General features: G+C 69.7%; 29 protein-coding genes. 12 read left to right on the top strand and 17 right to left on the bottom strand.

The window, feature by feature from the left end; genetic code table 11:
• Positions 1–19: 19 nt before the first annotated feature.
• The gene (locus AFR_RS13805; protein WP_023361088.1) at positions 20–259 is read left to right on the top strand and encodes a hypothetical protein; all 240 of its coding nucleotides are present in this window, start codon (positions 20–22) and stop codon (positions 257–259) included.
• Here AFR_RS13805 and AFR_RS13800 read toward each other — a convergent pair.
• From AFR_RS13800 to AFR_RS13765, 8 genes are all read right to left on the bottom strand, one after another.
• Entirely contained in the window at positions 237–929 is a 693-nt protein-coding gene (locus tag AFR_RS13800; protein WP_023361087.1) for a DUF998 domain-containing protein, read from the bottom strand. The genes AFR_RS13805 and AFR_RS13800 overlap by 23 nt on opposite strands.
• Before the next feature lie 137 nt (positions 930–1066).
• The gene (locus AFR_RS13795) at positions 1067–1771 is read right to left on the bottom strand and encodes a TetR/AcrR family transcriptional regulator (protein ID WP_023361086.1); all 705 of its coding nucleotides are present in this window, start codon (positions 1769–1771) and stop codon (positions 1067–1069) included.
• A gap of 77 nt (positions 1772–1848) precedes the next feature.
• Positions 1849–3141, bottom strand: a complete 1293-nt coding sequence (locus AFR_RS13790) for an MATE family efflux transporter (protein WP_202963996.1) — start codon at positions 3139–3141, stop codon at positions 1849–1851.
• Between the two features lie 59 nt (positions 3142–3200).
• On the bottom strand, positions 3201–3977 hold the full coding sequence (locus AFR_RS13785; RefSeq protein WP_023361084.1) for a phosphotransferase family protein: 777 nt from the start codon (positions 3975–3977) through the stop codon (positions 3201–3203).
• Between the two features lie 80 nt (positions 3978–4057).
• Positions 4058–4390: an STAS domain-containing protein gene (locus AFR_RS43575; RefSeq protein ID WP_084298012.1), complete on the bottom strand. Its 333-nt coding sequence runs from the start codon at positions 4388–4390 to the stop codon at positions 4058–4060.
• A 141-nt stretch (positions 4391–4531) separates the two neighbouring features.
• Complete coding sequence (locus tag AFR_RS13775; RefSeq protein WP_238547275.1) at positions 4532–5491, bottom strand: helix-turn-helix transcriptional regulator; 960 nt, start codon at positions 5489–5491, stop codon at positions 4532–4534.
• A gap of 70 nt (positions 5492–5561) precedes the next feature.
• Positions 5562–6737, bottom strand: a complete 1176-nt coding sequence (locus AFR_RS13770; protein WP_023361081.1) for a zinc-dependent alcohol dehydrogenase — start codon at positions 6735–6737, stop codon at positions 5562–5564.
• Entirely contained in the window at positions 6734–7276 is a 543-nt protein-coding gene (locus AFR_RS13765) for an SRPBCC family protein (protein ID WP_023361080.1), read from the bottom strand. The genes AFR_RS13770 and AFR_RS13765 overlap by 4 nt, the downstream gene beginning before the upstream one ends.
• 143 nt (positions 7277–7419) lie before the next feature.
• Here AFR_RS13765 and AFR_RS13760 point away from each other — a divergent pair, with 143 nt between their 5' ends.
• Positions 7420–8889: an FUSC family protein gene (locus tag AFR_RS13760; RefSeq protein WP_023361079.1), complete on the top strand. Its 1470-nt coding sequence runs from the start codon at positions 7420–7422 to the stop codon at positions 8887–8889.
• A gap of 23 nt (positions 8890–8912) precedes the next feature.
• Here the strand turns inward: AFR_RS13760 and AFR_RS13755 are convergent, their stop codons facing one another.
• On the bottom strand, positions 8913–9509 hold the full coding sequence (locus AFR_RS13755) for a TetR/AcrR family transcriptional regulator (RefSeq protein WP_023361078.1): 597 nt from the start codon (positions 9507–9509) through the stop codon (positions 8913–8915).
• 103 nt (positions 9510–9612) lie between these two features.
• On the opposite strand from AFR_RS13755, the gene AFR_RS13750 reads away from it, so the two are divergent.
• From AFR_RS13750 to AFR_RS13735, 4 genes are all read left to right on the top strand, one after another.
• Complete coding sequence (locus AFR_RS13750; protein WP_023361077.1) at positions 9613–10014, top strand: DUF4260 domain-containing protein; 402 nt, start codon at positions 9613–9615, stop codon at positions 10012–10014.
• Between the two features lie 102 nt (positions 10015–10116).
• Complete coding sequence (locus tag AFR_RS13745) at positions 10117–11154, top strand: LLM class flavin-dependent oxidoreductase (protein WP_041840842.1); 1038 nt, start codon at positions 10117–10119, stop codon at positions 11152–11154.
• The gene (locus AFR_RS13740) at positions 11151–11831 is read left to right on the top strand and encodes an NADPH-dependent F420 reductase (RefSeq protein WP_023361075.1); all 681 of its coding nucleotides are present in this window, start codon (positions 11151–11153) and stop codon (positions 11829–11831) included. The genes AFR_RS13745 and AFR_RS13740 overlap by 4 nt, the downstream gene beginning before the upstream one ends.
• 77 nt (positions 11832–11908) lie before the next feature.
• Entirely contained in the window at positions 11909–12118 is a 210-nt protein-coding gene (locus tag AFR_RS13735; RefSeq protein WP_023361074.1) for a hypothetical protein, read from the top strand.
• A gap of 5 nt (positions 12119–12123) precedes the next feature.
• On the opposite strand, the gene AFR_RS13730 is transcribed toward AFR_RS13735, so the two are convergent.
• The gene (locus AFR_RS13730; protein WP_023361073.1) at positions 12124–13725 is read right to left on the bottom strand and encodes a Na+/H+ antiporter; all 1602 of its coding nucleotides are present in this window, start codon (positions 13723–13725) and stop codon (positions 12124–12126) included.
• A gap of 91 nt (positions 13726–13816) precedes the next feature.
• Here AFR_RS13730 and AFR_RS13725 point away from each other — a divergent pair, with 91 nt between their 5' ends.
• Positions 13817–14707, top strand: a complete 891-nt coding sequence (locus AFR_RS13725; protein WP_023361072.1) for a helix-turn-helix transcriptional regulator — start codon at positions 13817–13819, stop codon at positions 14705–14707.
• Between the two features lie 6 nt (positions 14708–14713).
• On the opposite strand, the gene AFR_RS13720 is transcribed toward AFR_RS13725, so the two are convergent.
• Both AFR_RS13720 and AFR_RS13715 read right to left on the bottom strand, forming a co-directional pair.
• Positions 14714–15550 (bottom strand): SDR family oxidoreductase, encoded by an 837-nt coding sequence (locus AFR_RS13720; protein WP_023361071.1) that lies wholly within the window; start codon positions 15548–15550, stop codon positions 14714–14716.
• A gap of 35 nt (positions 15551–15585) precedes the next feature.
• Positions 15586–16473 carry a helix-turn-helix transcriptional regulator gene (locus AFR_RS13715; RefSeq protein WP_023361070.1) on the bottom strand — a complete coding sequence of 296 codons (888 nt, stop codon included), beginning with the start codon at positions 16471–16473 and terminating at the stop codon, positions 15586–15588.
• Positions 16474–16702: 229 nt separating this feature from the next.
• Between AFR_RS13715 and AFR_RS13710 the strand changes: the two genes are divergently transcribed.
• The 3 genes from AFR_RS13710 to AFR_RS13700 all read left to right on the top strand — a co-directional run bounded on the left by AFR_RS13710 (position 16703) and on the right by AFR_RS13700 (position 20577).
• The gene (locus AFR_RS13710; protein ID WP_023361069.1) at positions 16703–17074 is read left to right on the top strand and encodes a DUF2255 family protein; all 372 of its coding nucleotides are present in this window, start codon (positions 16703–16705) and stop codon (positions 17072–17074) included.
• Positions 17075–17142: 68 nt separating this feature from the next.
• Positions 17143–17877, top strand: coding sequence for a hypothetical protein (locus AFR_RS13705; protein WP_023361068.1), 735 nt, complete (start codon positions 17143–17145; stop codon positions 17875–17877).
• 441 nt (positions 17878–18318) lie between these two features.
• Positions 18319–20577 carry a discoidin domain-containing protein gene (locus AFR_RS13700; RefSeq protein WP_023361067.1) on the top strand — a complete coding sequence of 753 codons (2259 nt, stop codon included), beginning with the start codon at positions 18319–18321 and terminating at the stop codon, positions 20575–20577.
• Positions 20578–20653: 76 nt separating this feature from the next.
• On the opposite strand, the gene AFR_RS13695 is transcribed toward AFR_RS13700, so the two are convergent.
• Both AFR_RS13695 and AFR_RS13690 read right to left on the bottom strand, forming a co-directional pair.
• The gene (locus AFR_RS13695; protein ID WP_023361066.1) at positions 20654–21529 is read right to left on the bottom strand and encodes an SDR family NAD(P)-dependent oxidoreductase; all 876 of its coding nucleotides are present in this window, start codon (positions 21527–21529) and stop codon (positions 20654–20656) included.
• Entirely contained in the window at positions 21526–22167 is a 642-nt protein-coding gene (locus AFR_RS13690) for an NAD(P)-dependent oxidoreductase (RefSeq protein ID WP_158510537.1), read from the bottom strand. The genes AFR_RS13695 and AFR_RS13690 overlap by 4 nt, the downstream gene beginning before the upstream one ends.
• 58 nt (positions 22168–22225) lie before the next feature.
• Here AFR_RS13690 and AFR_RS13685 point away from each other — a divergent pair, with 58 nt between their 5' ends.
• The gene (locus tag AFR_RS13685) at positions 22226–22801 is read left to right on the top strand and encodes a TetR/AcrR family transcriptional regulator (protein ID WP_023361064.1); all 576 of its coding nucleotides are present in this window, start codon (positions 22226–22228) and stop codon (positions 22799–22801) included.
• 3 nt (positions 22802–22804) lie between these two features.
• Here the strand turns inward: AFR_RS13685 and AFR_RS13680 are convergent, their stop codons facing one another.
• Positions 22805–23881: a saccharopine dehydrogenase family protein gene (locus AFR_RS13680; protein WP_023361063.1), complete on the bottom strand. Its 1077-nt coding sequence runs from the start codon at positions 23879–23881 to the stop codon at positions 22805–22807.
• A 102-nt stretch (positions 23882–23983) separates the two neighbouring features.
• On the opposite strand from AFR_RS13680, the gene AFR_RS13675 reads away from it, so the two are divergent.
• Positions 23984–24550 (top strand): TetR/AcrR family transcriptional regulator, encoded by a 567-nt coding sequence (locus AFR_RS13675; protein ID WP_023361062.1) that lies wholly within the window; start codon positions 23984–23986, stop codon positions 24548–24550.
• Between the two features lie 49 nt (positions 24551–24599).
• Here AFR_RS13675 and AFR_RS13670 read toward each other — a convergent pair whose 3' ends face one another.
• Together AFR_RS13670 and AFR_RS13665 are read right to left on the bottom strand one after the other, a co-directional pair.
• Positions 24600–24899 (bottom strand): hypothetical protein, encoded by a 300-nt coding sequence (locus AFR_RS13670; RefSeq protein WP_023361061.1) that lies wholly within the window; start codon positions 24897–24899, stop codon positions 24600–24602.
• A 40-nt stretch (positions 24900–24939) separates the two neighbouring features.
• Positions 24940–25848, bottom strand: coding sequence for an NAD(P)/FAD-dependent oxidoreductase (locus tag AFR_RS13665; RefSeq protein ID WP_023361060.1), 909 nt, complete (start codon positions 25846–25848; stop codon positions 24940–24942).
• Between the last annotated feature and the right edge of the window lie 19 nt (positions 25849–25867).

Raw genomic sequence — 25867 nt, 5'->3', positions numbered from 1 at the left:
TCGCAGGCCTCAGACCCCGATGCCCATCGGTCAGCTCACCGGGCTTCCCGGCCACGAGGCCGACCTGGAGGCCGAACTGCACCGGCATTTCACCGCCATCCTGCCGATGACCGTCGAGCTGCCGCCGCAGAACCTGGAGGCGATCCTGGCCGGTGGCCGTGAGATGGTGCGACGACAACGCCTCCGCGCCGTCATCGTCGTGGCCGTCCTCGTCGTACCGGTGGCCGTCGCCGGGCTCATGACCGGCGCGGCGCTGTGACCGGCATTCGGGCCTTGCCGGTCGAGGACCGGAGGAGGACGAGACCGGTGATCAGGGCCCAGAGCAGGAAGCTGTAGAGGGAGATGCGTTCGGCGATCCCGGTCGGTGTCCACCCGTAGGTCAGGGGAATGTTGAGCAGCCCGATGGCGCCGAGAGCGATGCTCGTGCGCGTCAGCCATCGCGGCAGCCCCAGCGCCGCGCCCGAGAGGCCCGTGACGATGGCAAGGACGTTCCCGGCGATGATCGACAGGAACGCACCGATCAGATAGAGCACCAGGGTCCCGTCGTCGAAGCGGGCCGGGCCGAGCGGGAACGCCGCGAACAGGATCAGAGCGAATCCCTGCGCGAGGCCCAGGCCGGCGATCGTCCGTTTCCTCCAGCCGGTGAGCCGCCGGCTGAGGGCGACGCTCGCGGCGGCGACGAGCGTTCCGGAAACGATCCAGGCGATGCTCATCAGCCACCACAGCGGTGACGAGATGAGAAAGCCCTCGAAGTCGCCGACGAACGGATTGCCGAGGAAATTGACGTAGTCCTCGACGTAGCTGTAGGGACGCCGGTCCCACGCCGCGGCGACGACCGCTTCGGCGATCAGGTTGACGAGGACCGCGGCGATCAGGGCAGGCCCGACGATACGAGAGGGGGTGGACTTGGCGGTGTCCATCTCCATCATGACGACTCCCTCAGAATTTTACGATCCATCACTTTGTTATGGGTCGTAACTATCCATCGGCCCGACACCAGCGTCAAGAGGCGTTCGGGTACGCCGAAGAGCGTCCCGGGCCGCGGGACGTCGAGGGGGAACGCCGGTCAGGAGTCGGCGGAGGCGAGCAGCTGAACGGCGTTGTCGATCTCGAGGTCGATCAGCCGCTGGACCTCGATCGACTGGTTGTCGAAGATCCCGGTGAGTTCGAGACTCACGATGCCGTGCATACGCGTCCAGATGACGATGGCGGCACGGGCGGTGCGCGGGGACGTCCCGGGTCGTTGCTGTGTGCGGGCCCAGACCTTCAGCTGCCCGTCGAGCGTGCGGTCGCCGCTGGTCGCGGTCGCGCCCGGGGTCGCGCCCGGCAGGGCTGTCAGCAGATCGACAAGCTGAGCCATCGCCTGGTCCAGCGGTGTCCGGGCGCTGACGTCCCCGGATCCCAGCCCGGCCTGCTGACCGAACAGCATCCCGTAGCGGCGCCGGTTTTGCAGAGCCCAGTCCCTGTACGCGGCGACGAGCAGCCGCACCCGCGTGCGTGGTGTGCGCCTGCCGCCTTCCACCGCCTGGTTCATCGCGGTCACGAGCTGCTCGTAGGCCCGTGTCACGAGGTGCGCCACCAGAGCCTCGCGTGACGGGAAATAGCGGTACACCGCCGGTGCGGACATCGCCATGCTCCGGGCCAGGGCCGCGATCGACAGCGCGTGCACACCCTCCTCGTCGATGATCGCGAACGACTCGTCCTCGATCTCCTGGAAGGTCTGCGCCCGCAACCGCTCACGCCGGCTCATCGTCGGCGGCTCGTTCGTCATCGACGCATCGTAACGGACCGTACGGTTGTGGTTGACCGGTCTGAACTGCGATGGTCGATAACAGTCTGCGGCTTTCCTCAGTCAGAACCGCGGGGCCGGAGGCGTCGGAGGATAACGATCGCGATCAGGGCGGAAATGATGTCGCCGGCCGCGAGCGCGATCCACACAGCAGTTGTTCCGGCCGGGCTCAGCAGCAGCACGAGTGGTGCCTTGACGACAACCAAGGTGCCGATCGAGATCACGTACGACGGGGTGGCCCGGCCCAGCGACTGAAAACAGGCCGAGACGAGAGGCGCGACACCGGCCACGGCGAGACCGATCGCGAGGATGCGCAGGGCCTCTCGGGCGGCCGCCGCCGTGGGGCCTTCCTCGAGGAAGATGCCGACAAGAGGTCCGGCGAACAGGACAACAGCGGTTGTGGTGAGGACGCCGTAGGTGAGGGTCGCGCGCAGCGACAGCGTCTCGGCACGCCGGACACGATCGAACAGGCGCCGGCCCGCGTTGTAGCCGACGATCGGCTGCAGGCCCTGGCTGATGCCCAGCTGCGGCATCGAGACGAACGTCCGGATGCGGGAGCAGACCGCGTACGCGGCGAGAGCGACCGCCCCACCCGCGTGGACCAGAGTGTTGTTCACGAGCAGAGCCAGCAACGTCGCACCCGATCCGGCCAGGAACGACGGTGCTCCGACGCTGAGCAGGGCGCGGACAGTGTGCCCGTACGGGATCAGGTCGGTCCTGGTGATGCGGTAGGGCCGGCGGCGCTGCAGGAAGAAGAACCAGATGCTCATGGCGGCGGACACGGACTGGCCGCCGACGGTGCCGAGAGCCGCGCCGCGGACACCCAGGTCGAAGCCAAAGATCAGCAGAGGGTCGAGCGTGATCTGAACGACGACGGGGACGACCCACAGCAGTGTCGAGAACCGCATGCGGCCCTCGGCGCGGACGAGGCTGGAGAAGCCGGTCGAGACGAGCGCACCTGCAAGGATGATGACCGCGTAGTCGCGGGCGTCGGCTCGGATGTCGCCACGGGCTCCGAGCAGAGTCAGCAACGGCTCGATGGCGAGCAGCCCGGCGACGCAGACCGTGACAGCGGCGGCCCAGAAGATGGCGAAGGCGTTGCCCGCGGCGCGGGCAGCCCCCGCGGTATCCCCGGCGCCGAGGTGGCGTGACACCAGCGAGGCGCCACCGATGCCGACAGTGGTGGTGACCGCGCCGAGGACCAGCAGGACAGGGGCCACCAGGTTCACGGCCGCCATCGCGTCCGGACCGACACCGCGGGCGACGAACCAGGCGTTGGTCAGCGCATAGATGCCGTAGACACCCACCGACAGGGTCGTCTGGGTGCAGGCGTGCCACAGCAACCGCCCCACCGGGCGTGTGCCGAGCGCGGCGGCGTGGTCGATCGGGTCACCGGCAGGCGGCGACGCGATCAGCGGAACCGTCCGAACAAGGCCATCGCCTCGGTCAGCCGTTCACGCGCCCAGTCGTACTGCTGGGTGTCGGTGTGTCCCCGGTACTCGGTCTCGATGATCATGATGAGGATCAGGTGCAGGCAGTACAGACGACGGCGCATCTGCTCACCCGAGGTGAGCTCGGTCTTGCCGTAACCGCGCAGGAACGCGGTCGAATCGCCGAACGCGGGAAGCTGGGTGGCGGCAAAGCCTGCCTCGATGAGCGGGTCGCCGTAGTAGGCCCGCTCGTGATCGATGATGCCGACGATCGTCCCGTCCCGCACCATGACGTTGCTGTCCCAGAGGTCCCACTCCACGAAGCGGGGCTCGGTCACCTCGTCCAGGCAGTCGGCCTGCTCGGCTCGGGTCAGGGTCGGCCGGACGATCCCGAAGTTGTCCGCATCGATGAAGGCCATGACGAACCAGTCGGCATCGCACAACTCATGGCTGCGATCGGCAAAGTCAACAGCAGGCACCGGTACGGCGGTGGCCTCGCGGATCAGGGCGAGCGCCGCCAGCTCCGTAGCCATGGCGCCGCGCTCGTAGGTCATCACCTCGACGCGTGGCGGGGGCGCGATCTTCAGCACGACGTGGGAGGCATCACGCAGGCGAAGTTTGTAGGCCACGTTGAACCAGCCGTGCCCCAGCTCCTCGGCGAAGTCGTCGCCGGCCGGGACCTGCTCCGGTCCGTACGCCTTCGCGATCATCGCGCGCAGCGTGTCCGGCGACTGCCGGTTCTTGGTGATGCTCTCCATCGATGCCTCGGTCCGCGGTCGTTGATCCGGTTACACGTGTAACCGGCGACCCTAGCAGCGATGGATCAACCCCGGCGGACCTAGAACCGCAGCTCCGCGGTGACGCCCTCGGAACTTGCGGAAGGAAGGGGCGGCGGGTCCAGGACGCGCAGGAGCCGGCGTACCGCTGCGGCTGTCCGCACCACCACGAAGTCGCCCCGGCAGCGCTCGGCGGTCTGCACCAGCACGACCAGACCGGCGCAGGAGAAATGGGTGACTCCGGCGAGGTCGATCTCCAGGCGGTCCTGCCCCTGGTCCAGCGCCTGCTGCAACGCCCGGTCGAGCATCGGGGCGGTGCCTGCATCGACATCGCCGCTCACCGTCACCCGCACCACCCGTGGTCTGTCGCGCGTGGCCACCGTGGTGATATCCACTTCCGTACCCCGTCCAGTTGTTCCGCCGCGTCAATCTAGGTCGCCTCCGACCGATCGACTGGCCGGAAACCGCAACGGGAATCCCTTTACGGCAGCTGGTCGCCGGCGTTACCCCGATCGGGGGACCAAAACCTGGACGAGTCAGCTGCGCAGCGTCTGCGACGGGGATACGCCGTACCGGCGGCGGTAGACGGCCGCGAACCGGCCCAGGTGAACAAAGCCGCACCGGTAGGCGATCTCGGCGACCGAGCTCTGCCCGGGTTCGGCCTCGCGCAGTTCCTGGTGTGCGCGGGACAACCGGAGACCACGGAGATAGGCCATGGGTGACGTGCCCAGATAGCGCTGGAAACCGTCCTGCAGAGAACGGGGGCTGACACCGGCGATCTGCGCCAGATCCGCCACCGTGAACGGCTGGGCGGCGTCCGCGCGCATGGCCTCCGCGGCACGGCGTACGGCCCGCGGGGCAGCCAGTCCGGAGCGGTGGTTGTCCAGCGCGGCCCGGTAGTTGTGCGGGGCGGCCAGCAGCAGCCCACCGACCAGGTTCTCGTACATCCGGCGGCCCAGGACCGGGTGCCGGAGGAGGCCGTGCTCATCGGTGGCGTCGGCGGCAAGCAGACGGGCGAGCCGCAGCCAGGCCGCCCCTGGCCCGCGGGACATCTCCAGCTCGGGTCCCAGCTGCACCGGTGCGCCGATGCGCTCGTCCAGCATCCGGGCCAGCTCGTCCTCGAGGACTTCGCGGTCGATCTTCACCGCCAGCAGGCGGCAGTCACCGTGCCAGCGTTCCAGCGTGGTGTCGCCCACGGGCTGGAACACCGCCGCTCGGCCCGTGGTGGCCACCATCGCGTCACCACGGCCTTGGCGCCACGCCAATTCACCGGAGAGCGGTATGTCGACGTGGTAGGCCCCGAGCTCGCCGAACTTGATCCGTACATCGGCCCCGAAGTGCAGATCTCCGAGGGTGACCACGCCGGCGGGGGCGATCTCGAAGGCGGCTGTCCACGGCTCCGGCGACAGGACCTCGAGGAAGTTGGAGTAGAAGTGCTCACCCAGCGTCGTGCGAGCCTCATCCACGTCCGAGGTGGTCATCGTGATGGCTGGCACCGTCACCATGGTACCGGCCGGCGCACGACCGGCCACCGCGTTGCCGCGGTGGCCGGACACAGGCTGGTGGTCAGGGCTTGAGGACGACCTTCTCGCAGTTGTCCTGCTTGTTCTTGAAGAGGTTGAAGCCCTGTTCGGCCTCGTCGAGCGCCAACGTGTGGGTGATGATCCGGGTCGGGTCGATCTCGCCGCGCTCGATGCGCTCGAGTAGCGGCTTCATGTAGCGCTGGACGTGGCACTGCCCGGTGCGCAGGGTCAGCGACCGGTTCATCCAGGCGCCGGCCGGGAACTTGTCCAGGAGACCGCCGTAAACGCCGATCACCGAGACCACACCGCCGCTGCGGCAGGACATGATCGCCTGGCGCAGTGCGTGCGGGCGTTCGGTCTCCGACCGGACGGCCTGCTTGACCCGGTCGTACGCGGCGATGTGCGCGCTGCCGTGATCAGCCTCCAGCCCCACCGCGTCGATGCACTTGTCCGGGCCTCGTCCGCCGGTCAGTTCCAGCAGCGTCGACCGGACGTCGACCTCGTCGAAGTTCACCGGGATGTGACCGGCGCGCTCGGCCATCTGCAGCCGGTACGGCTCCTTGTCGATGGCGATGACCTTGGCGGCACCGAGGACCCGGGCGCTGTCCATGGCGAACTGTCCGACCGGGCCGGCACCCCACACCGCCACCACGTCGCTGGACTGGATGTCGCACATCTCCGCACCCATGTAACCGGTGGGCAGGATGTCGGAGAGGAACAGCACCTGCTCGTCGGTCAGGTCGGACTCGATCTTCAGGGGTCCGACGTCGGCGAACGGCACCCGGGCGTACTGGGCCTGACCGCCCGCAAAACCGCCGGTCAGATGCGAATAACCGAAGATCCCGGCGACGGGGTGGCCGAACATCTTCTCCGCGATCCCGGCGTTGGGGTTGGTGTTCTCGCAGCAGGAGTACAGCTCCGCAGCACAGGCGGCACACGCGCCGCAGGCGATCGGGAACGGCACGACGACCCGGTCGCCGACCCGGAGCTTCTCCCCGGGCACCCCGGATCCGACCTCGATCACCTCGCCCATGAACTCGTGGCCCAGGATGTCACCGTCCTGCATGGTGGGTACGTACCCGTCGACCAGGTGCAGGTCAGAGCCGCAGATCGCGGTGGAGGTGATGCGGACGATCGCATCGCGGTTGTTGAGGATCTTCGGGTCGGGCACGTCGCGGACCTCGACCTTGTTGCGACCGGACCAGGTGTTCGCCCTCATGCGTCCGCTCCCTTCTCGAGCTCGGCGTCCGACAGCGGCTGCGCCGGACGCTGCGGGAATTCCTTGCGGGCCCGCTTGCCCCACGGGGCGCCGTCGGAGCGGACCACCTCGCCGGTCTCCAGCACCTGCTTGAGCCGGCGCAGGTCGTCGTCGAGCTGCTGGTGGGGTTCCTCACCGAAGTACTTGGCGACGGCTTTGCCGACCGCGCCGCCCGGGATGTCGTAAACGATCACGACGTGCACCTCGGTGCTCACGCCGTCCGGCGCGGGCACGAAGCGGACGGTGCCCGCGTTGGGCACGTCGGCGTCGCCGGTCGACCGCCAGGCGATCTTCTCGCCGGGCGTCTCCTCGATGATCTCCGCGTCCCACTCGACGTCGGTGCCGAACGGGGCGGCCGCGGCCCAGTGACTCGTCCGGTCACCGGTGGTGCGGACCTGCTCGAGGTGCGCCATGAAGGTCGGGAGGTTCTCCAGATCGCGCCAGAACGCGTACACCTCCGACGCGGGTCTGCGGATGGTTGTCGTGGCCGTCAAGTCCATCGGTCCTCCTTCTCCGACATGTCCGATGCATCACGCCCCGGAACAAATCTGATTCGGATCCGGCTACCCGCTTCGAATTACGCTAAACGGGCACGAGAAGCGCGACCTGCACCGGCCGCACCGGGCTCAGCCGAGGAGGAACCATGAGGCCGGCCACCTACCTGCGCCACCCCGTGACGGCTGTGCTCGCCCGATGGGGCCGCATTCCCGGAATTCGCACCGCCAAGGTCACGCTGGCCGCAGTGCTGTCCTACATCGCCGCCGATCTGCTCAACACCACTGCGGTACCGATCCTTGCGCCGCTGACCGCCATCCTGGTGGTGCAGCTGACCGTCTACCAGACCGTCGCCGAAGGACTGCAGCGCGTCCTGAGTGTGCTGGCCGGCGTCCTCGTGGCGGTGGGTCTCGCCACCGTCGTCGGGCTGAGTTGGTGGAGCCTCGGAGCCGTCGTGGCCGTGTCCCTCGTACTCGGGCAGATCCTCCGTCTGGGACCGCACACCCTGGAGGTACCGATCAGCGCGATGCTCGTCCTCGCGGTCGGCGGGACCGCAGCGCCGCAGGCAGCCGCGGGCCGGGTGTACGAGACGCTCATCGGCGCGGCGATCGGCATCGGGGTGAACTTCGCCGTCGCGCCTCCGGTCCATGTGGCAACCGCCGGCTCGGCGGTTGCCGGTCTGGCCACCCGCCTGGCGGATTTCCTGCGATCGCTGGTCACGGAGCTACGCGCCGGGTGGTCACGACAGGCCGCGGAGAACTGGCTCACGGCGGCCAGGGGCCTGAGCACCTCGGTGCTGGAGGCCGACCGCTCCCTGATGCGAGCTGAGCAGAGCGCCGTGCTCAACCCCCGCGGAGGCGAGGTCCGCGTGGCCCAGCCGCGTCTGCGCACGGCCCTCACGGCGATCGAATACTGCACCATTGTCATCCGTACCCTGTGCCGTGAGGTTTTCGACCGGACCTTCTATCTGCCTCCGGAGCTGGAGACGGAGGCCTACCCTCCGGAGGCCCGCCTGGTTCTCGCCGACGTGCTCGAGGCCGCCGCCGCAGCCTTGGACGGCGTTGCCGCCGTCGCCGCGGGAAATGAGCCGCTCGAGGTCACCCGCGCCCGCGTCGCCGAGCAGCTGGACGAGCTCTACCGGCGGCGCGAGTTGCTGGGCCGGCTGCTGCTGGTCGACCCGCACGCCGACGCCGCAGCGTGGCAGCAACACGGCGCGCTGCTCACCGCCGTGGACCGGCTGCGGATCGAGATCGAGGCGGCGGTACGTCCGGCCGATCAGCCGTGGCGCCCACCGTCGGTGACCGAGGGTCCGCGGCGGGCGGCACGGCGCGTGGTGGGTGCCGCCGAACAGACCCTGCCGCTGGTCACCGACCGTTCCCGGCAGGCGGTCCGGCGGGTGATGGACGTCGCCGCGGAGGCCGCGACGGAGGCTGCGGCGCATTTGGCCAATCCCGATCCGCGGGCCGTACGTCCCGAGCGGCGTAAGGCAGGCGCCGGCCCGCCGGTCGAGCAGGCGGCGGCGGACGCCGCCGCAGCAGCCCTGCGTGCCGCTGCGGACTCGATGGCCGAGGAGGACGCGACAAAGCCCCCACCGCGGCCTCGAGCCGACGGCGAGTGACCTGGTAGCGACTCATTCGGGTGTCAGGGGCGGGGCAGGACTCCGTTGAGGATGAGGTCGACCGTTCCGACGAGCTCCTCGGTGAGGTCGAACGGGGCCGGTTCCTCGCTCGACCAGGCGGTGAGGATGGCGTAGTACGACGACGACAGGAACAGGCCGACGCGGTCGGCGTTGACGGCCGGATCGATCTCGCCCGTGAGCTGGGCCCGGGCGATGATGCCGGCGAACTCGGCCGCGAGCGGTGACCGCCGCCAGGTGTCGGGCAGGCCCGTCGAGCCGAGGATCACCGCGACGCTCTCGCGCCGGGACGCGGCGGCGAGCGACCCCATCTCGGTGAAATAGCGCACGAGGACGTCCCGTGCCGACGACTCCGGGCCGCCCGCGTAAGCAGCCTCGAGCGCCTTCCCGCGACGCCGCGAGGCCCATTCGGCGAGGAAGGCGGCCTTGCGCGGGAAGTGGTTGAACACCGTGGCCCGTGCGACGTCGGCGCGGTCGGCGATGTCCTCCATCGTCGTTCCCTCGTACGTCTTCTCCACGAACAGCTCGAGGGCGACGTCGTAGAGCTCGGCACGACGTCGCTCCCGCTGGCGAGCACGGCGGTCCGGGGTGGGCGCTGTCACCGAATGATCTCTTCCGTCGAAACGTCTCGTGTGCTGTACTCGGATCCAATTATGGACTTGAGTCCACGACTGGACCTGAGTTCACTCTACAGCGGGAGAAACCTTGAACCAGCCCTCCCCTCACGGCATCGTCACCGGCCGGCCCGCGATCTGGCTGCGCGTCGAGGCCCTCGCCGTCGCGGTGACCGCCATCGCCGTTTTTGCCACCACCGGAGAACCGTGGTGGCTGGTCCCGGCCCTGTTCCTCGTCCCCGACCTGTCCTGGTTCGCCTACCTGGCCGGGCCCCGGACCGGCGCCTGGTTCTACAACCTGCTGCACTCCGCGCCGCTGCCCCTGGCCCTGCTGATCGCCGGATCCGTCTGGGACCGCAACGCCCTGATCGTCGCCGGCGCCATCGGCCTGCTGCACATCGGCGTGGACCGCGTCATGAAATACGGCCTCAAGTACGACCACAGCTTCGCCATCACCCACCTCGGGGTGCACGGCCCCGACCAGCACCGCTGACCGGCGCCCTCACCGGCCGGGCATAACCGGCAGGAGGCGTTTGTTTGACGGGTCAAGCAAATGGCATCATGGTTGACGAGTCAAATAATGGAAGGCAGGGTCATGACCTCGCTCGAACTGGGCCTCGACACCTTCGGCGACGTGCCGGTCGACGACGACGGCACGCCGTTGTCGCACGCCGCGGCGATCCGCCAGGTGATCACCGAGGCGGTGCTCGCCGACGACCTCGGGGTCGACGTGATCGCCCTCGGCGAGCATCACCGGCCCGAATACTCGATCTCCACGCCGGAGACCGTCCTCGCTGCGATCGCCGCGCAGACCAGCCGCATCAAGCTGGCCTCCGGCGTCACCGTGCTCAGCTCCGACGACCCGGTGCGGGTCTTCCAGCGCTTCGCGACGGTCGACGCCATCTCCTCCGGCCGCGCCCAGGTGATCCTCGGCCGCGGGTCGTTCACCGAGTCGTTCCCGCTGTTCGGCTACGACCTCGGTGACTACGACGAGCTGTTCGAGGAGAAGGTTGAACTGTTCGTCAAGCTCCTCGACGAGCAGCCGGTCACCTGGACGGGCACCAAGCGCCCCGCCCTCGAGAACGCCGACGTGTTCCCCAAGACCGAGTCCGGGCGCCTCGACACCTGGATCGGCGTGGGCGGCTCCCCGCAGTCGGTCGTGCGCACCGCCCGGTACGGACTGCCGCTCATGCTCGCCATCATCGGCGGCGACCCGGCCCGTTTTGCGCCTTACGTCGACCTGTACCGGCGGGCCGCCGATCAGCTCGGCACGGTTGCGCATCCGGTCGGCATGCACTCGCCCGGTTTTGTCGCCGACACCGACGACGAGGCCAAGAACCTGCACTTCCCGGCGTACAAGGAGCAGATGGACCGGATCGGAGCCCTGCGGGGCTGGCCGCCGCTGCGCCGCCGGGACTACGACGCCGAGGTGGCACAGGGCTCGCTGTACGTCGGCTCGCCCGAGACGGTGGCCCGCAAGATCGCCAAGGCCGCGAAGGCGCTCGACGTGGGTCGCTTCGACCTGATCTACACCGCCGGGCCGCAGCTGGTCAGCGCCCGGACCAGGGCCGTCGAGCTGTTCGGCGGCAAGGTCGTCCCCATGGTCCGCGATCTCGTGGCGGCCGACCGGTGACCACGCTCGGCATCCTCGGCGCCGGCAAGGTCGGGACCGTTCTGGCCCGCCTTGCCGTCGCCGCCGGCTACGACGTGCTCGTGGCCGGCTCCGGTGATCCCGCCAAGATCGACCTCATCGTGTCCGTCCTCGCGCCGGGAGCCACGGCCGTGACCGCGGGCGAGGCCGCCGCACGAGCCGACATCGTCATCCTGGCGCTGCCGCTGGGCAAGTACCGGACCATCCCGGCGGACGCACTGCGGGGGAAGCTTGTCCTCGACGCCATGAACTACTGGTGGGAGGTCGACGGCGACCGCGACGACCTGCGCGATCCGCGGACGACCTCCAGCGAGATCGTGCAGGAGTTCCTGGCGGAGTCGCGGGTGGTCAAGGCGTTCAACCACATGGGCTACCACGACCTCGAGGCCGGGGCGAGCCCCTCGGGTGCGCCCGGGCGCAAGGCGATCGCGATCGCCGGGGACCACGCCGAGGACCTGGCCACGGCGGCCGCCCTCGTCGACGCGCTGGGCTTCGACCCGGTCCCGGCCGGAGACCTCGCCGAGGGCGTACGCATGGAACCCGGCACCGAACTGTTCGGCGCCAACGCCGACGCGGCCGAGGTCAGAGCGATGCTCGACCGCTTCCCGTCCTCGGAACGCGGCGAGATGGTCGCCGCCGCCCGTGCCCGGCGCGGCTAAAGCGGGCGGGCCCCGGTCTCGCACCCGCCCGCTACTCTCGCGCTGACCGCACCCGACCGATCGGAGCGTGCGCTGTTATGAGCGCCAACGGGGACACCGACCCGACCAGTGAGCCTGTCGGCCCAGGCCGGCCGAGCGACGAACTGGAACATTGGCTCACGGATCTGCGGACCGAGGTGTCCGCCGACCCGTCCGGATGGATCGACAAGGACTCCGGCGGCGAGCCTGCTGGTGTGGAGGAAGCCGCCGAGCCGAGCACCGGTGGGCGGCACCGCGCTGCGGATTAGGCGGCTCATTCCACGGTGACGCGGCGGGTCAGCCTCAGTTCTTCGAGGTCGAGGCGGGCCTGGAGGCGGCGCAGGACGGTGTCGTCGATGCGGGCCTGGTCGCGCAACTGCAGGACAGCGTCGCGCTTGATCGTGAGCGCGGCGGTACGCAAGGCCGTGTACTGCTGGTCGTAGCGCACCGCCGGTTCGTCGTCGTTGTCACTGTCGCCGGCTCGCAGCAGGCGGAGGCGTTTCTCGTACTCGTGGCGTACACGAGCTTGGATCTCGTCGTCGATCCCCTCCTCGGCGGCGAGTTTCGGCAGCTCGGACAGCACCGCCTCGACGGCGGTGGTCTCCGCCAGGTGCTGCTCCTGCGCGACCGCGTCGTCGGCCGGCAGCCGGGCCCAGCGCACCACAGCGGGCATGATCAGCGCCGGGATCACCAGCGTGGCGATGATGACGCCGGTCGTGACGAAGATGATCAGATCCCGGGCGGGGAACGGCTGCCCGGAGGCCACGGCGTGCGGGACGGCGAGCGCCGCGGCCAGCGACACCGCGCCGCGGAAGCCGGCGACGCCGTTGACCACCCGGACGCGGGCGCCGACCCGGCGGGCCCGCTGCTGCGGGCGGCGGTCCAGGACCCGGATCAGGTACGGGGTGGTGAACAGCCACACGAACCGGGCGGCGATGACGGTGGCCGACACAGCGGCGACGGTGACCAGGCCACGGGTGAGGTTGACGCTGGACAGGCCGCGTACCGCCGCTTGCACCTGGAGACCGACGAGGACGAACAGCGCACCGTTGAGCAGGTAGGTCGCGAGGGTGAAGAACGGGGTCGTCTGAGCGCGGGTGGCGGCGCGTCCGACCCGCGGCCCTGCCTGGCTCATGATCAGGCCGCAGCAGACGACGGCGAGGACACCGGAGGCGTGCACCGCTTCGGCGAGCAGGTAGGCGGTGAACGGCAGCAGCAGGACGGCGACGCTCTCCTGCAGCGGATCCTCGACACGCTTGCGGACCTGCACACCGAGCCAGGCGACGATGATGCCGGCGAGCACGCCTCCGCCGTACGCAAGGAGCAGCAACCAGCCGACGTGGCCGACACCGAGGTGTTCCTCACCGACCGTGATGCCCACGGCCAGGCCGTAGAGCACCAGGGCCGTACCGTCGTTGACCAGGCTCTCGGCGCGCAACACGGTGACGGTGCGGCGTGGCAGCGACCGGGCAAGAACGCCGACGGCCGTGGCGTCGGTGGGGGCGACCGCGGCGCCGAGCACCCACGCCGGACCCCAGCCGAGGCCGAGCGCATGCGCGCAGGTGGCCACGGCGGCCGCGGTGAGAAGGACCAGGACGGTGCTGTTGAGGGTGATCGTGCGCAGGTTGCTGCGGATCTCCCGCGGTGAGGTGGTCAGGCTCTCCCAGTAGAGCAGCACGGGCAGGAACAGCAGCAGCACCATCTCCGGCGGCAGCTGGACGGCCCGCAGCGCCGGCACGAAGCCGAGCGCGACCCCGCAGAACAGCAACAGCACCGGCGGCGCGACGTGCAGCCGGCGGCTCAGCGCGGCGCCGGCCAGCAACACCGCCCCGAGCACCACCACCACGATCAGGCCGAGCACCTGCACCTCCGTCACCGTCGATGCCCCGGCGTACCCGCCGACGATGACGGTATGCGGGCTCGAGCACAGGTCACCGATACGGCGCCGGCCCAACTACCGTCGAGGTATGGACCACCGCGCCGAGACCCGCGACTTCCTCACCACCCGCCGGGCCCGCATCACTCCCGCGCAGGCCGGGCTGCCCTCCTACGGCACCAGCCGTCGTGTGCCCGGGCTGCGCCGCGAGGAAGCCGCCATGCTCGCCGGGGTCAGCGTCGACTACTACACCCGGCTGGAACGCGGCAACCTCTCCGGCGTGTCCGACAACGTCCTCGAGGCCCTGGTCCGGGCGCTGCACCTCGACGAGGCCGAACGCGACCACCTCTACGACCTCGCCCGCCAGGCCAACGCGGGCCCGCGCGCCCGCGCCACCCGGCGCCGCACGACCGCCTCCCTGAGGCCGGCCGTGCAACAGCTGCTCGACGCGATGACCAGCGCACCCTCCTACGTCCGCAACGGCCGCCTCGACATCCTCGGCGCCAACAACCTCGCCCGTGCGGTGTTCGCGCCCGTCTTCCGCACCACCGCCGGCCGGCCCAACCTGGCCCGCTTCATCTTCCTCGACCCCGCCTCCCAGGACTTCTACCGCGACTGGGAACAACTGGCCGAGGACGTGGTGGCGCTGCTGCGGGGCGAGGCCGGGCGCAACCCGTACGACAAGGACCTGACCGACCTGATCGGTGAGCTGTCCACCCGCAACGACCGATTCCCCACCTGGTGGGCTGCCCACGACGTCCGGCTGCACCGCTCCGGCGTCAAACGCCTGCACCACCCGCTGGTCGGCGACCTGACCCTCAGCTACGAGTCGATGGACCTCACCGCCGACCAGGGACTGCGGCTCAACGCCTACAGCGCGCAGCCCGCCTCGCCCGACCAGGACGCCCTCAACCTGATCGCCAGCTGGGCCGCCTCACCCACCTCACCCATCTCACCCACCCAAAGCCAGGAGCACCGATGAGCGCCCTCAGCCCATCTGGACCTGGAAGCGGCCGGCGGCGATGGAGGCGATGACACCGCCGTCGATGAGCAGGTCCGAGCCGGTGATGAAGGAGCCGTCGCGGCCCATCAGGAACGCGGCAACGGTGCCGATCTCGTCGGGGGTGCCCACCCGGCCGGACGCCGACGCTTTGATCATTTCTTGGTACAGGGCGCCGGCCGGGGAGTTCAGCTCGTCGAGGGCCAGCGGGGTCATGATGATGCCGGGGCTCAGGGAGTTGACCCGGGCACCACGATCGCCCCAGGTCACGGCGGCGGCCTGGGTGCGCAGCGTGTTGGCTCGCTTGGCCACGGCGTACGCGATCCCGGAGTTGGTGATGGTGTCAGGCTGCAGGAACGGCAGCGCGGCGAGCTCGCCGGCCGGCGTACGGGCGAGGGCCTCGTTCTGATCCGCGGGCAGTGCCGGGATCATGTGGCCGGCCTGGCTGGAGATCACGATGCCGGAGCCGCCGGGGGCGATGACCCGGGCGAACTCGTCCAGGACGTGCGCGGTGCCGACCAGATCGACGGCGATGATCGCTTCCGGGGAAGCCTGCGCCGGGGACAGACCGGCGGTCTGCACGACGTGCATGACGGCGCCGAGTCCGGCGGCGGTGTCGGCCAGCTCCCGGACGGAGTCCTGCGAGGACACGTCGACGCGGGCGGTGCTGGTCCGGTAGCCGGCACCGGTCAGGGCGGTCGCGGCGGCCTTGGCGTTGTCCTCGTTGATGTCGGCCAGCAGGATCATCTGACCGACACCGATGCGCCGGGCGATGGCCTGGCCCATGGAACCGGCGCCGATGACAACAGTGACTTCGGTGGTCATGTCTTGCTTCCTTCTGGTCAGCGTGGGGCGGTGGGTCAAGCTTCGGTGGCCGGTTGCCCCTCGTGGGGACGGGCGGCCCAGCTGGCCAGGATCTGCAGCGAGGCGTACGACGCCGAGCCGGGCTCGGCGCTGTACACCACCAGGTTCTGGCCGGGGTCGGACGGCAGCGGCATGGACTCGAACGGCAGCTCGAGGTCGCCGACCTCCGGGTGGTGGATGCGCTTGGCGCCCGTCAGGTGGGCGCGGACGTCGTGGGACGCCCAGCGGACCCGGAAGTCGTCGCTGCGGGTCGACAGCTGACCGATCAGGTTCGACAGGTGCTCGTCGTACGGGTCCCGGCCGGCCGAACCGCGCAGCAGGGCGACCGCATCGTCGGCGGCCTGGTTCCAGTCGCGCCAGAAGTCCCCGGCCCCACGGTCGAGGAACAGGAACCGGGCGTGGTTGGGCGGCTCGACCGTGTCGGCGAGGATCGGCGCGTACAGAGCCCGGCCCAGCTCGTTGGCGGCCAGGATGTCCAGGCGCGAGTCGACCACGAACGCGGGTGTCAGCACCATCGAGTCCATGATCCGTTGCACGGCCGGGCGGACCCGCACCTGCGCCGGGCGACGGCGGGCGGCGGGACGGCTGCTGCTCGCGAGCCGCACCAGGTCGTACAGGTGGGTACGTTCGTCGTCGGACAGCTGCAGCGCCTGGGTGATGCCGTCCAGCACGCTGTCGGAGGCCCCGGCGACGTTGCCGCGTTCGAGACGCGTGTAGTACTCCGCGCTGATTCCGGCCAGGGTGGCGACCTCCTCGCGGCGCAGCCCGGCGACACGGCGACTGTTGCCGTACACCCGGAGCCCCGCCTGCTCGGGGGTGATCCGTGCCCGCCGGGTGGTCAGGAACTCCCGGATATCGGCCCGGATCTGCTGTTTGTCGGCCATGTCATCGACCGTACGCGGCCGGTTCCCCCGCCTGACAGACCTTGTCAGGACCCCCCTCGCAGTACCCCCGACAGGCCCTGGGAGACCCTGCTGGTACCTGTCCCATCAGGCTCTCCCACGTCACGAGGTGGACGTGTTGACTCGACGAGCGAGGGCACATCCTGGGTACAGATCGAATCCTGGGGACCGTTCGCCGAAGGCCGCAACAACCTGTAAGGAGCACACGACCATGACCGACTGGATCGGCCAGCAAGCAGCGCAGATCGCCGCGCCTCAAGAAGTGCAGGTTGCCACCCGCCGCTCGGACGGCTCGCTGCGACGCGCCACGACCATCTGGATCGTTCGCGACGGCGACCGCGTGTTCATCCGATCCACCAACGGGCGCACCGCCGACTGGTTCCGTGGTGCGACCGCGACCGGCACAGGGCAGATCATCTCCGGCGGCCGGGCCACCGATGTGGTCTTCACCGAAGCCGCCGAAGCCAACCTGCCCGCCGTCGACTCGGCCTACCGACGCAAGTACAGCCAGTACGCGAGCATCGTCGACCACCTCGTCCAGGAGGGTCCCCGGTCGGCCACCCTGCAACTCCAGCCGGCCTGACACCACGGGCATGAGCCCGTCGCACAGCAGGTCTGCGGTAATTGCCAGATCATCTCGACAATGGCGCCATGAGCACGAAGTCGCTGCTGGTCACCGTCCTCGTTGTCGTAGCGGGACTGGCGGTGATCGTCGGGGTGGTGTGGCTGGGTCTGGACGGCGCCGACGCGGTGGCCAGTGTCGTCGGGGCGTCAGCAGGTGTCGCTTCGCTCGGGTCGACCATCTGGCAAGCGCGTTCTGCCGGCAACTCCGACGAAGCGCAGCGCCGGACACGGGTGGCGGCATCCCCCGCCGTGGTCTGCCTCGCTGTCATCACCCTGGCGTTGGCCGTTGTCACCGCCTGGGCCCTGGTACGCCTGACGCAGGATGACGATCAGAAGAAAGCGGCGATCCCCGCCCCCAGCAACGGCGGACCGCCGCCGCCCGTTGTCAGCAGCCCGGTACCCACGCAAGGCACCATCACCGCGATGGGCGACCAGGAAGGTGTCGACCTCGACACCGGTGCCGTCATGCCCCAGAACGACCCCGGCGCCGACATCAGCGGTTCCGGTGACACCAGCGATCTGACCGCGGTCTCCTCCGCGGCGGAATTCGCCGATGCCGGCGCCGGAACGGTGCAACCCTCCGCGTGCGACGCTCCCACGCTGCAGTGGTCGCGCACCTTGAAGACCCTGTACACGATGCCGGTCGGCAATCGGATCTGCGTCCGCACCTCCGAAGGCAAGCTGGCCATGATTGTCCTGCGAGTCACCCCGTCCGCGGCGGAACAGTCGCTGACCTTCGACTGGGCGACCTGGAACCGGTGAGTGAGCCGATTGAACAATCGATTCTGTCCATTGTTCGAATGGGCCGGAGCCACCACCTGAAATGGGGCTGGATGCTGACGGGCCGCAACCGTTGATGCCATCATGTATTACCTGGCTGATGCAGCGAGCCCTCTCCGGTTGCACGCCGGATTTCTGCTCATATCGGGTCAACCGGTCAAAGCGGTCAGGATAACGGTTTTCCTGGAAGCTTTAGCTCACATTCTTATTGCATTCTGATCGATCAGCGCCTCTGCGAAACCGGTCGAAGCGGCGGATTCCGCACCCACGGCCAATCCCTTGTTGCCGGGATATTGACGCGCCCGCAACAGCGAAGTAACAATTGCCGGAGAGCGCTCTCTGGTTCTGTGCCGCACGGTTTTCCCCGCCCCGCCGTACGTCCGTCCCCACGGACGCACGGCAACCCGTCCGACAGGCAGGTTCATGACTCCCCCGACACTGACGTCCCCACCGCCGCAACACCGCCGACGCCGCGGGAAGGTCCTGCTCAGCAGCGTCCTCGCCGCAGCCCTCGGCATCACCGTCGTCTCGGTCGCCACGAACGCCAGCGCCGCGGACGCCCCGATCTCGCAGGGCAAGCCCGCCACCGCGTCGTCCGTCGAGAGTGCCGCGTTCTCCGCGTCCGCCGCGGTCGACGGTGACGCCGGTACCCGCTGGTCCAGCACGTTCGCCGACCCGCAGTGGTTGCAGGTCGACCTGGGCAGCACGCAGACGATCAGCCAGGTCGTGCTGAACTGGGAGGCGGCGTTCGCTTCGGCGTTCACGATCCAGACCTCGCCGAACGGCACCACCTGGACCAACATCACCCCGACCACCACGGGTAAGGCCGGCGTCCAGACCCTGCCGGTCACCGGCAGCGGCCGGTACGTGCGGATGAACGGCACCACCCGGGCCACCCCGTACGGTTACTCGCTCTGGGAGTTCCAGGTCTTCGCCAACGGCGCCGGCCCGACCCCCACGGCCTCGGTGACCCCGACGGGCCCGGCTCTCCCGACCTCCGACACCCCGGACCTGGGCCCCAACGTACGGATCTTCGACCCGTCCTCGTCGGCGGCGACCATCCAGTCGGCGGTGGACGCGGCGTTCAACGCGCAGCTGCGCAGCCCCACCGCGCAGTTCGGCACGCAGCGCCACGTGTTCCTCTTCAAGCCCGGCACGTACGGGCGGGTCTGGGCGAACGTCGGCTTCTACACCACGCTCGCCGGTCTCGGTCTCAACCCCGACGACGTGACGATCAACGGTGCGGTCAACGTCGACTCCGGCTGGAACTACGGCGACGAGTCCAACGCGACGCAGAACTTCTGGCGCAGCATGGAGAACCTGTCGATCGCCCCCGAGGGCGGCACGAACCGGTGGGCCGTCTCCCAGGCCGCCCCGATGCGCCGCGTGCACATCAAGGGCAACCTGACCCTGGCTCCCTCGAACCAGGACAACGGGCAGGGCTACTCCAGCGGTGGCTACCTGGCCGACTCCGTGGTCGACGGCACCGTCTCCTCGGGCTCGCAGCAGCAGTGGTACACCCGCGACAGCAAGATCGCCCGCTGGGAGGGCGGCGTCTGGAACATGGTCTACTCCGGTGTGCAGGGCGCCCCGGCCAACGCGTTCCCGAACCCGCCGCACACCACTCTGGCCACCACCCCGGTGAGCCGCGAGAAGCCCTTCCTGTACGTCGACAGCGCCGGCAAGTACAGCGTCTTCGTGCCTGCCCTGCGCCGTAACTCCGCCGGTGCCAACTGGCCGAACACGCAGGGCACGTCGATCCCGATGCGGCAGTTCTACGTGGCCAAGCCCAGCGACAGCGCGGCCCGGATCAACTCCGCGCTCGCCCAGGGCCTGAACCTGTTCTTCACCCCCGGCACGTACTCCCTCAACGAGACCATCCGGGTCACCCGCCCCAACACGGTGGTGACCGGCATCGGCTTCCCGACCCTGATCCCGACCGGTGGTGTCGAGGCCCTGAACGTCGCCGACGTCGACGGTGTGAAGGTCAGCGGCTTGACCTTCGACGCCGGCACGACCAACAGCCCGACCCTGATGAGCGTCGGCCGCGCCGGTGTCCACACCGACCACGCCGCGAACCCGATCAGCCTGCAGGACGTCTTCTTCCGCATCGGCAGCAGCGTCCAGGGCAAGGCCACCACCACCCTCGCCGTGCACAGCGACGACACGATCATCGACCACATCTGGGCCTGGCGGGCCGACCACGGCGGCGCACCCACCGGCTGGACGGTGAACACCGGTGACACCGGTCTCCTCGTCAACGGTGACGACGTCCTGGCGACCGGCCTGTTCGTCGAGCACTACCAGAAGTACGAAGTGATCTGGAACGGCAACCGCGGCAAGACGATCTTCTTCCAGAACGAGAAGCCGTACGACGTGCCGAACCAGGCCGCGTGGATCGGTCCTCGCGGAAACGGCTACGCCGCTTACAAGGTCAACGACAACGTAACCGACCACGAGCTCTGGGGTGGTGGCTCCTACGCCTTCTTCAACGCCAACCCCGCCGTCCGCGTGGACCGGGCCTTCGAGGTCCCCAACCGCGCCGGCGTCCGCCTCCGCAGCGTCCTGACCGTCTCCCTCGGCGACGTCGGCACCATCGCCAACGTCGTCAACGACACCGGCGGCTCCGTCCCCAACCCCGCCGGCAACACCACCCCCCGCAACGTGGTGGCCTACCCCTGATCCGTCTCGACGCATGACCGAGTAACAACGTGAATTCGGCGGCCACCGGTGCACCCGCACCGGTGGCCGCCGCCGTTCAGCGGGCGAAGTGGAGTTCGCTCAGCTCCAGGAGCCTCTGCTGGGTGGCGAGGTCGTGGGACACCGGTGGTGTGGTGGTTTCGAGGTCGCGGTTGAAGTAACGGCCCGTCACGCCGGTGAGGGCAGGATCGGTGGCGATGCGCAGAGCGGTCCCGGCCCCCTGGGCGGGGGTCAGGAGGTTGCGGCGGATCAAGGCACCGAACGGGCGCAGCGGTGCGGGAATCAGGTCGTCGATGATGCCGGTGGCGACGATTCCGGGATGCAGCGCGTTCACGGTCACCCCGTCGGCCGCGAGACCCTGGGCCAGGGCGTAGCCGGCGGTGACGGTCATGAGCTTCGCCCGCGCGTACGCCTCGAACGGCACGAAGCCGGCCGCGGGATTGAGCTGGGCGAGAGCCTGGACGCCGGTCAGGTCGAGGGTCGCCGGGCGGGGCCGGCCGGCGAGTTTGACCTGGCGGGTGTCGTTGAGGGTGTCGCTGGCGACGTTCACCACCCGCGCCCGGCCGCGGCGCAGCGGGCCGTCGAGCAGGGTGATGAGGCCGTAGGCAGCCAGGTAGTCGAGGGCGATGTGCATCTCGACGCCGTCGGCCGAGATCAGGCGTTCGGGAAAGTGGGCGCCGGCGTTGTTGATCAGGAGATGGATCTGATCGTGCCGGTCTCCGATCGTCTGCGCGGCGGTCAGGACGTCCTCACGCCGGGACAGGTCTGCGGTGATGACCTCTCCCCGCTGTCCGCTGCGGGCCGGATTGCGGGCGATGGTGATCACATGCGCGCCGGCGTCGGCCAGGCCCGCGGCGATGACCTGGCCCATGCCGCCGGTCGCACCGGTGACGACCGCCACCTTGTTCGTCAGGTCGGGGCCGGCGACGTTCATCGGATGACTCGCGGGCAGGCGTGCGCGTACCGAGGGGTCTCGGCCTCGTCGATCAGGAAAGCTGCGAGGTCGGCGCGGCCGATGGAGCTCCAGAGCCGGATCGGCAGGTCGGTTCCGGCTGTGTATTTCCCGATGGCGTCGTGGTCCGACAGCTTCGGTGGCCGCACGATCGTCCAGTTCAGGCCGGAGGCGGTGATCAGCGGTTCCATCGTCTCCTTGTCGCGCATCCGCTCGGCCACGTTCGCCCACACGGCCCGGGAGTAGAGCGACTTGTCGTGGGTCTCCAGCACACCGTGAGCACTGAGGGCGATCAGCCGGTTCACGCCGGTGGCGCCCATCGCTCTGACCGCTGATCGGATGCCGTCCGTGCATACCGTGGTCGGTCCGTTGCCTGCTCCGCCCAGGGTGCTGATCACGATGTCGGCGCCCGGCAGGGCGGCGGTGAGGGTCGCGGTGTCCTTGACGTCCGGCCAGGTCACTTCGAGCAGCTTCTCCTGCGGCGTGAACGTCCCGGGCCGGCGGACGAGCGCCACCGCCTGGTGCCCGCGGCTCAGGGCGGTGGACACCACATGCCGTCCGGTGGCGCCCGAGGCGCCCAGCACCACCACCGTCAGCTCTTGCGATACAGAATGTCTCATAGCGAGGAGCATGCGCCATGACTCGACTATGAGTCAACCCGTCTCATAAGATGGGGTCGTGCCCACCGACCAAGATCCTCGATTCCTGCGCAGCCGGGAAGCGATCCTGCACGCCGCGCGTGAGCTGCTCCTGGAGAAGGGCCCGACAGCGGTGACCCACGTCCAGGTCGCCGAGCGGGCCGGAGTGGGACGCGCGACCGTGTACCGGCACTGGCCGCAGGCGGAGCTCCTCCTCGTGGAGGTCATGGCGACGGTCCCGATGCCGTTCTTCGACGAGCCGACCGTTCCGACCAGGGACTGGCTGCGCCGGGAGCTGACGGCGATGGCCCGGCAGCTCGACCTCGACGACGTGCGCGCCGTGGCCACGACCCTGGCCACGAACGCCCTGTGGGACAAGACCATGGACGCCCGGCGCGCACAGTTCGCCGGCATTCTCGGTACGCGTCTGGCGGCCGCTCTCGACGATGCGCAGGCACGCGGCGAGTTCACCCCGGCCCTACCGAGCCGGGATGCCGCCGCCATGGCCATCGGGCCGATGTACTACCGCAGCACCATCGAACGCACTTCCACCGACGAAGACCTCATCGAAGCCATCATCGCGGCGCTGGGGACCTGGAGCCCGTCGCCGCGGTGATGGTCAGGCGTCCACGATCTGGTACTCCCCACCGCAGGACTCGGCCAGGCCGGGACCGAAGAGGGCGGCCGGGGTGTACGCGCCCGGCTTGCCCTGTCCGTCGAGCAGCCGGCGGACCACCTCGGCCGGCACCGCACCCGTCCAGGCCTGCGCCTCGCCGACGCGGAGCCACCCCTCGCGCGTGGTGCCGTCCGCGAAGTCGATGACAGCGTGACCCCACGAGTGTTCACGCGGCTTGGGTGCCGCCTTGAACTGCACCGCGGCCAGCCTGCGGCGGGCGAAGGCGCGGATCGGGCCGAGGTTCAGCAGTGCGGTCGCTGCCGGCAGGATCGCGCGGACGACCGGTGATGATGGAGCTTCGCTGGAGGCGGAGACCACGTCCGCGGCTCCGCTGGCCCGCTGAGCGGCCATCAGTTCACCGAGCGGCATACTCGCCGTGGTGACGGTCGAGCCGTCGGGCAGGACGAGCCGGATCGGGTCGCCGGCGAGCTTGCCGGGAACGAGCCGGCCGTCCCGGTAGCGCCGGCCCTGGAACCTGCTGCCGCCTTCGACCCCCGGGAGGCCCTCCACGATGGTGCCCGCCAGCGCGTCGCCGACGGCACCGGCCTCGACGGCCAGGGACGGCACCATGTCGACGCGGACCCGCCGCGGCACCGGGCGCCCCTCGCACAGCTTCACCACGACGCTCTCCGTGGCCGTCACGCCGAACCCGGCCCCGGTGACGGCGGTGCGTCCGGAGGCGGCGAACGAGTCGCCGCGACCGAGGGTCGCCGACACCGCGGCCAGGTCGTTGGCCAGGTCGAGATAGTCGCTGGACGGCAGGCACGCGTCCAGCAGGGGCGCGGCGGTGTCGGTGAACGGCCCGATCGTGTTGACGACCACGGCCGGCCGGTCACGGCGGATCGCGGCCGCCGTCTCGCCGATCGATCCGGCCACCACCGTCGGCAGGCCGTCCGCTACGGCGGCGAGCCGCCCGGCGTCCCGCCCGACGAGCACCGGCCGGACACCCCGGTGCCGCAGCTCAGCCGCGATCGCCCGCGCGCTGCGGCCGGTGCCGCCGAGAATCCACACGTCTGTCATGGCACAGCTCCGCCCTGGTGCGGCGAGCATCCCGTTGATGACACGCCGTGTCATGACCATACTGCCAATGACACGCCGTGTCATCACCGATATAGTTCCGGGATGGCACGATGGCAACCCGACGCCCGCCAGCGGCTGCAGCAGGCGGCCCTCGAGCTCTTCACCGAGCAGGGCTTCGCCGCGACCACGGTGCCCGCGATCACCGAACGGGCCGGGCTGACAACACGGACGTTCTTCCGGCACTTCGCCGACAAACGCGAGGTGCTCTTCGCCGACGAGGCCGAACTGCCCGCGTACGCCCGGAAGCTCGTCGCCGAGGCGCCCGCCGGCACCAGTCCGCTGACCATCACCCTGGAAGGTCTGCGGGCCGTGGCCGAGGCCCGGTTCGAGGGCCGGAAGGACACCATCCGGCAGTGGCGCGCCATCGTCGCGACCGACGCCGGCCTGCGCGAGCGCGAGCTGCAGAAGCGGGCCGCGCTGGCCACCGCTGTCCGGGACGGATTCTGCGACCGCGGCCTCGATCCGACCCGGGCCGCCCTGCTCGCCGAGACCTCGGCAACCCTGATGTACGTGTCGGTCACCGCATGGCTCGAGGCCGACGACGACCGCCGGCTCTACGACATCATCAAGACGGCCCTCACCACGCTGCGAGCAACGCTCGAGCCGTAGACGGTCGAGACCACACCGGTTCCGGGCAGCGCAGCTGTTCGTAGTTCCATCAAGGAGCCCTCCAGCAGCTCGAGCGTTCTCGCGGTTCGGCGCCGCGCCTGTCGGCGGCCCAATGGGTGACACAGCCGACGAGCGCACCGACAAACGCGCCGATCAGCAAACCTCCCGACGACACCGCCGGCCAGACGTGGCCGGCGACCGACAGGGCCAGGACGACCCCGGTGAGGATTCCCAGCCAACTGCCGAGACCGGCACCGATCAGCGCTGCACGGATCGTGGTCGGGCGTCGAGCGTCCGATTCGCCGGTGCGGGGCAGGATCGTCTGTCGGGGGTGGTGAATCGAAAGCACTTCTCCTCCATCAGCGTCAGGGCCGGGCAGGCCGATGCGGTCAGCGCAGCGGGTCGAACGGCGCGAGCTCGGCCGGCACCTCACCCTTGACCACACTCTGCGCCAGCAACTGCCCGGTGATCGGTCCCAGCACGACGCCCCACATGCCGTGCCCGCCCGCCACGAACACCCGTGGGGCGGCGGTGCGGCCCACCAGTGGAAGTCCGTCCGCAGTGCAGGGGCGCGATCCCACCCACTCGTCGCGGCGCTCGTCGAGACGCACACCCGTCAGAAACGGGCGTACGGCATCCACGACAGCGGTGATCCGCCGGGGGTCGAGGGCGTCGCCGGGGCGGCGGAACTCCATCATCCCGGCCACGCGGAGCCGGTCGCCCAAGGGCGTGCAGGCCACCCGCTGCCGAGGGAAGTACAACGGCCCGGCGGGCATCCGTTCGACCGGCACGCTGAAGCTGTAACCGCGACCGGCCTGCACCGGATGCCGGACCCCGAAGCCGGCGGTCAGCGCCGGAAGGGCGGCGCCGGTGGCGACCACGACGGTGTCGTACCGGTCCTGCTCGCCGGACCGGCGCACCACGGACACGTCGGACGATCCGTGCTGAAGAGCGGTCACGTCGGCGTCTTCGATGATCCGGCCACCACGTGCCCGGACCGCCTGGGCCAGCGAATGCAGGAACTGCGGTGGGTGCAGATAGCGTTGTCCGCGGATCATGACGGCGGCCTTCACCTCGCCGGTCAGCGCCGGTTCCAGAACCCGCGCCCGCCGTCCGGATATCGGCTGGTAGTCGACGACCTGACCGGCGTCGGCGATCTGCTCCAGCTCGGACAGCAGACCGTGAGCGTCACGTTCCTGAGCGAAGCAGGCGAGGAAGGCGCCCGCTGCCTTCGTCGCAGCCGTGACGCCACCCCCGGCGAGCGCATCGAATGCTTCCAGCGCTCGCTCAGGAACCATGCGGTGGAAAGGCCCACCA

The sequence above is a fragment of the Amorphoplanes friuliensis DSM 7358 genome, assembly GCF_000494755.1.
Lineage (GTDB): Bacteria > Actinomycetota > Actinomycetes > Mycobacteriales > Micromonosporaceae > Actinoplanes > Actinoplanes friuliensis.
The sequence above is the reverse complement of the archived record's forward strand: the minus strand, read 5'-3'. Positions and strand labels throughout refer to the sequence as shown.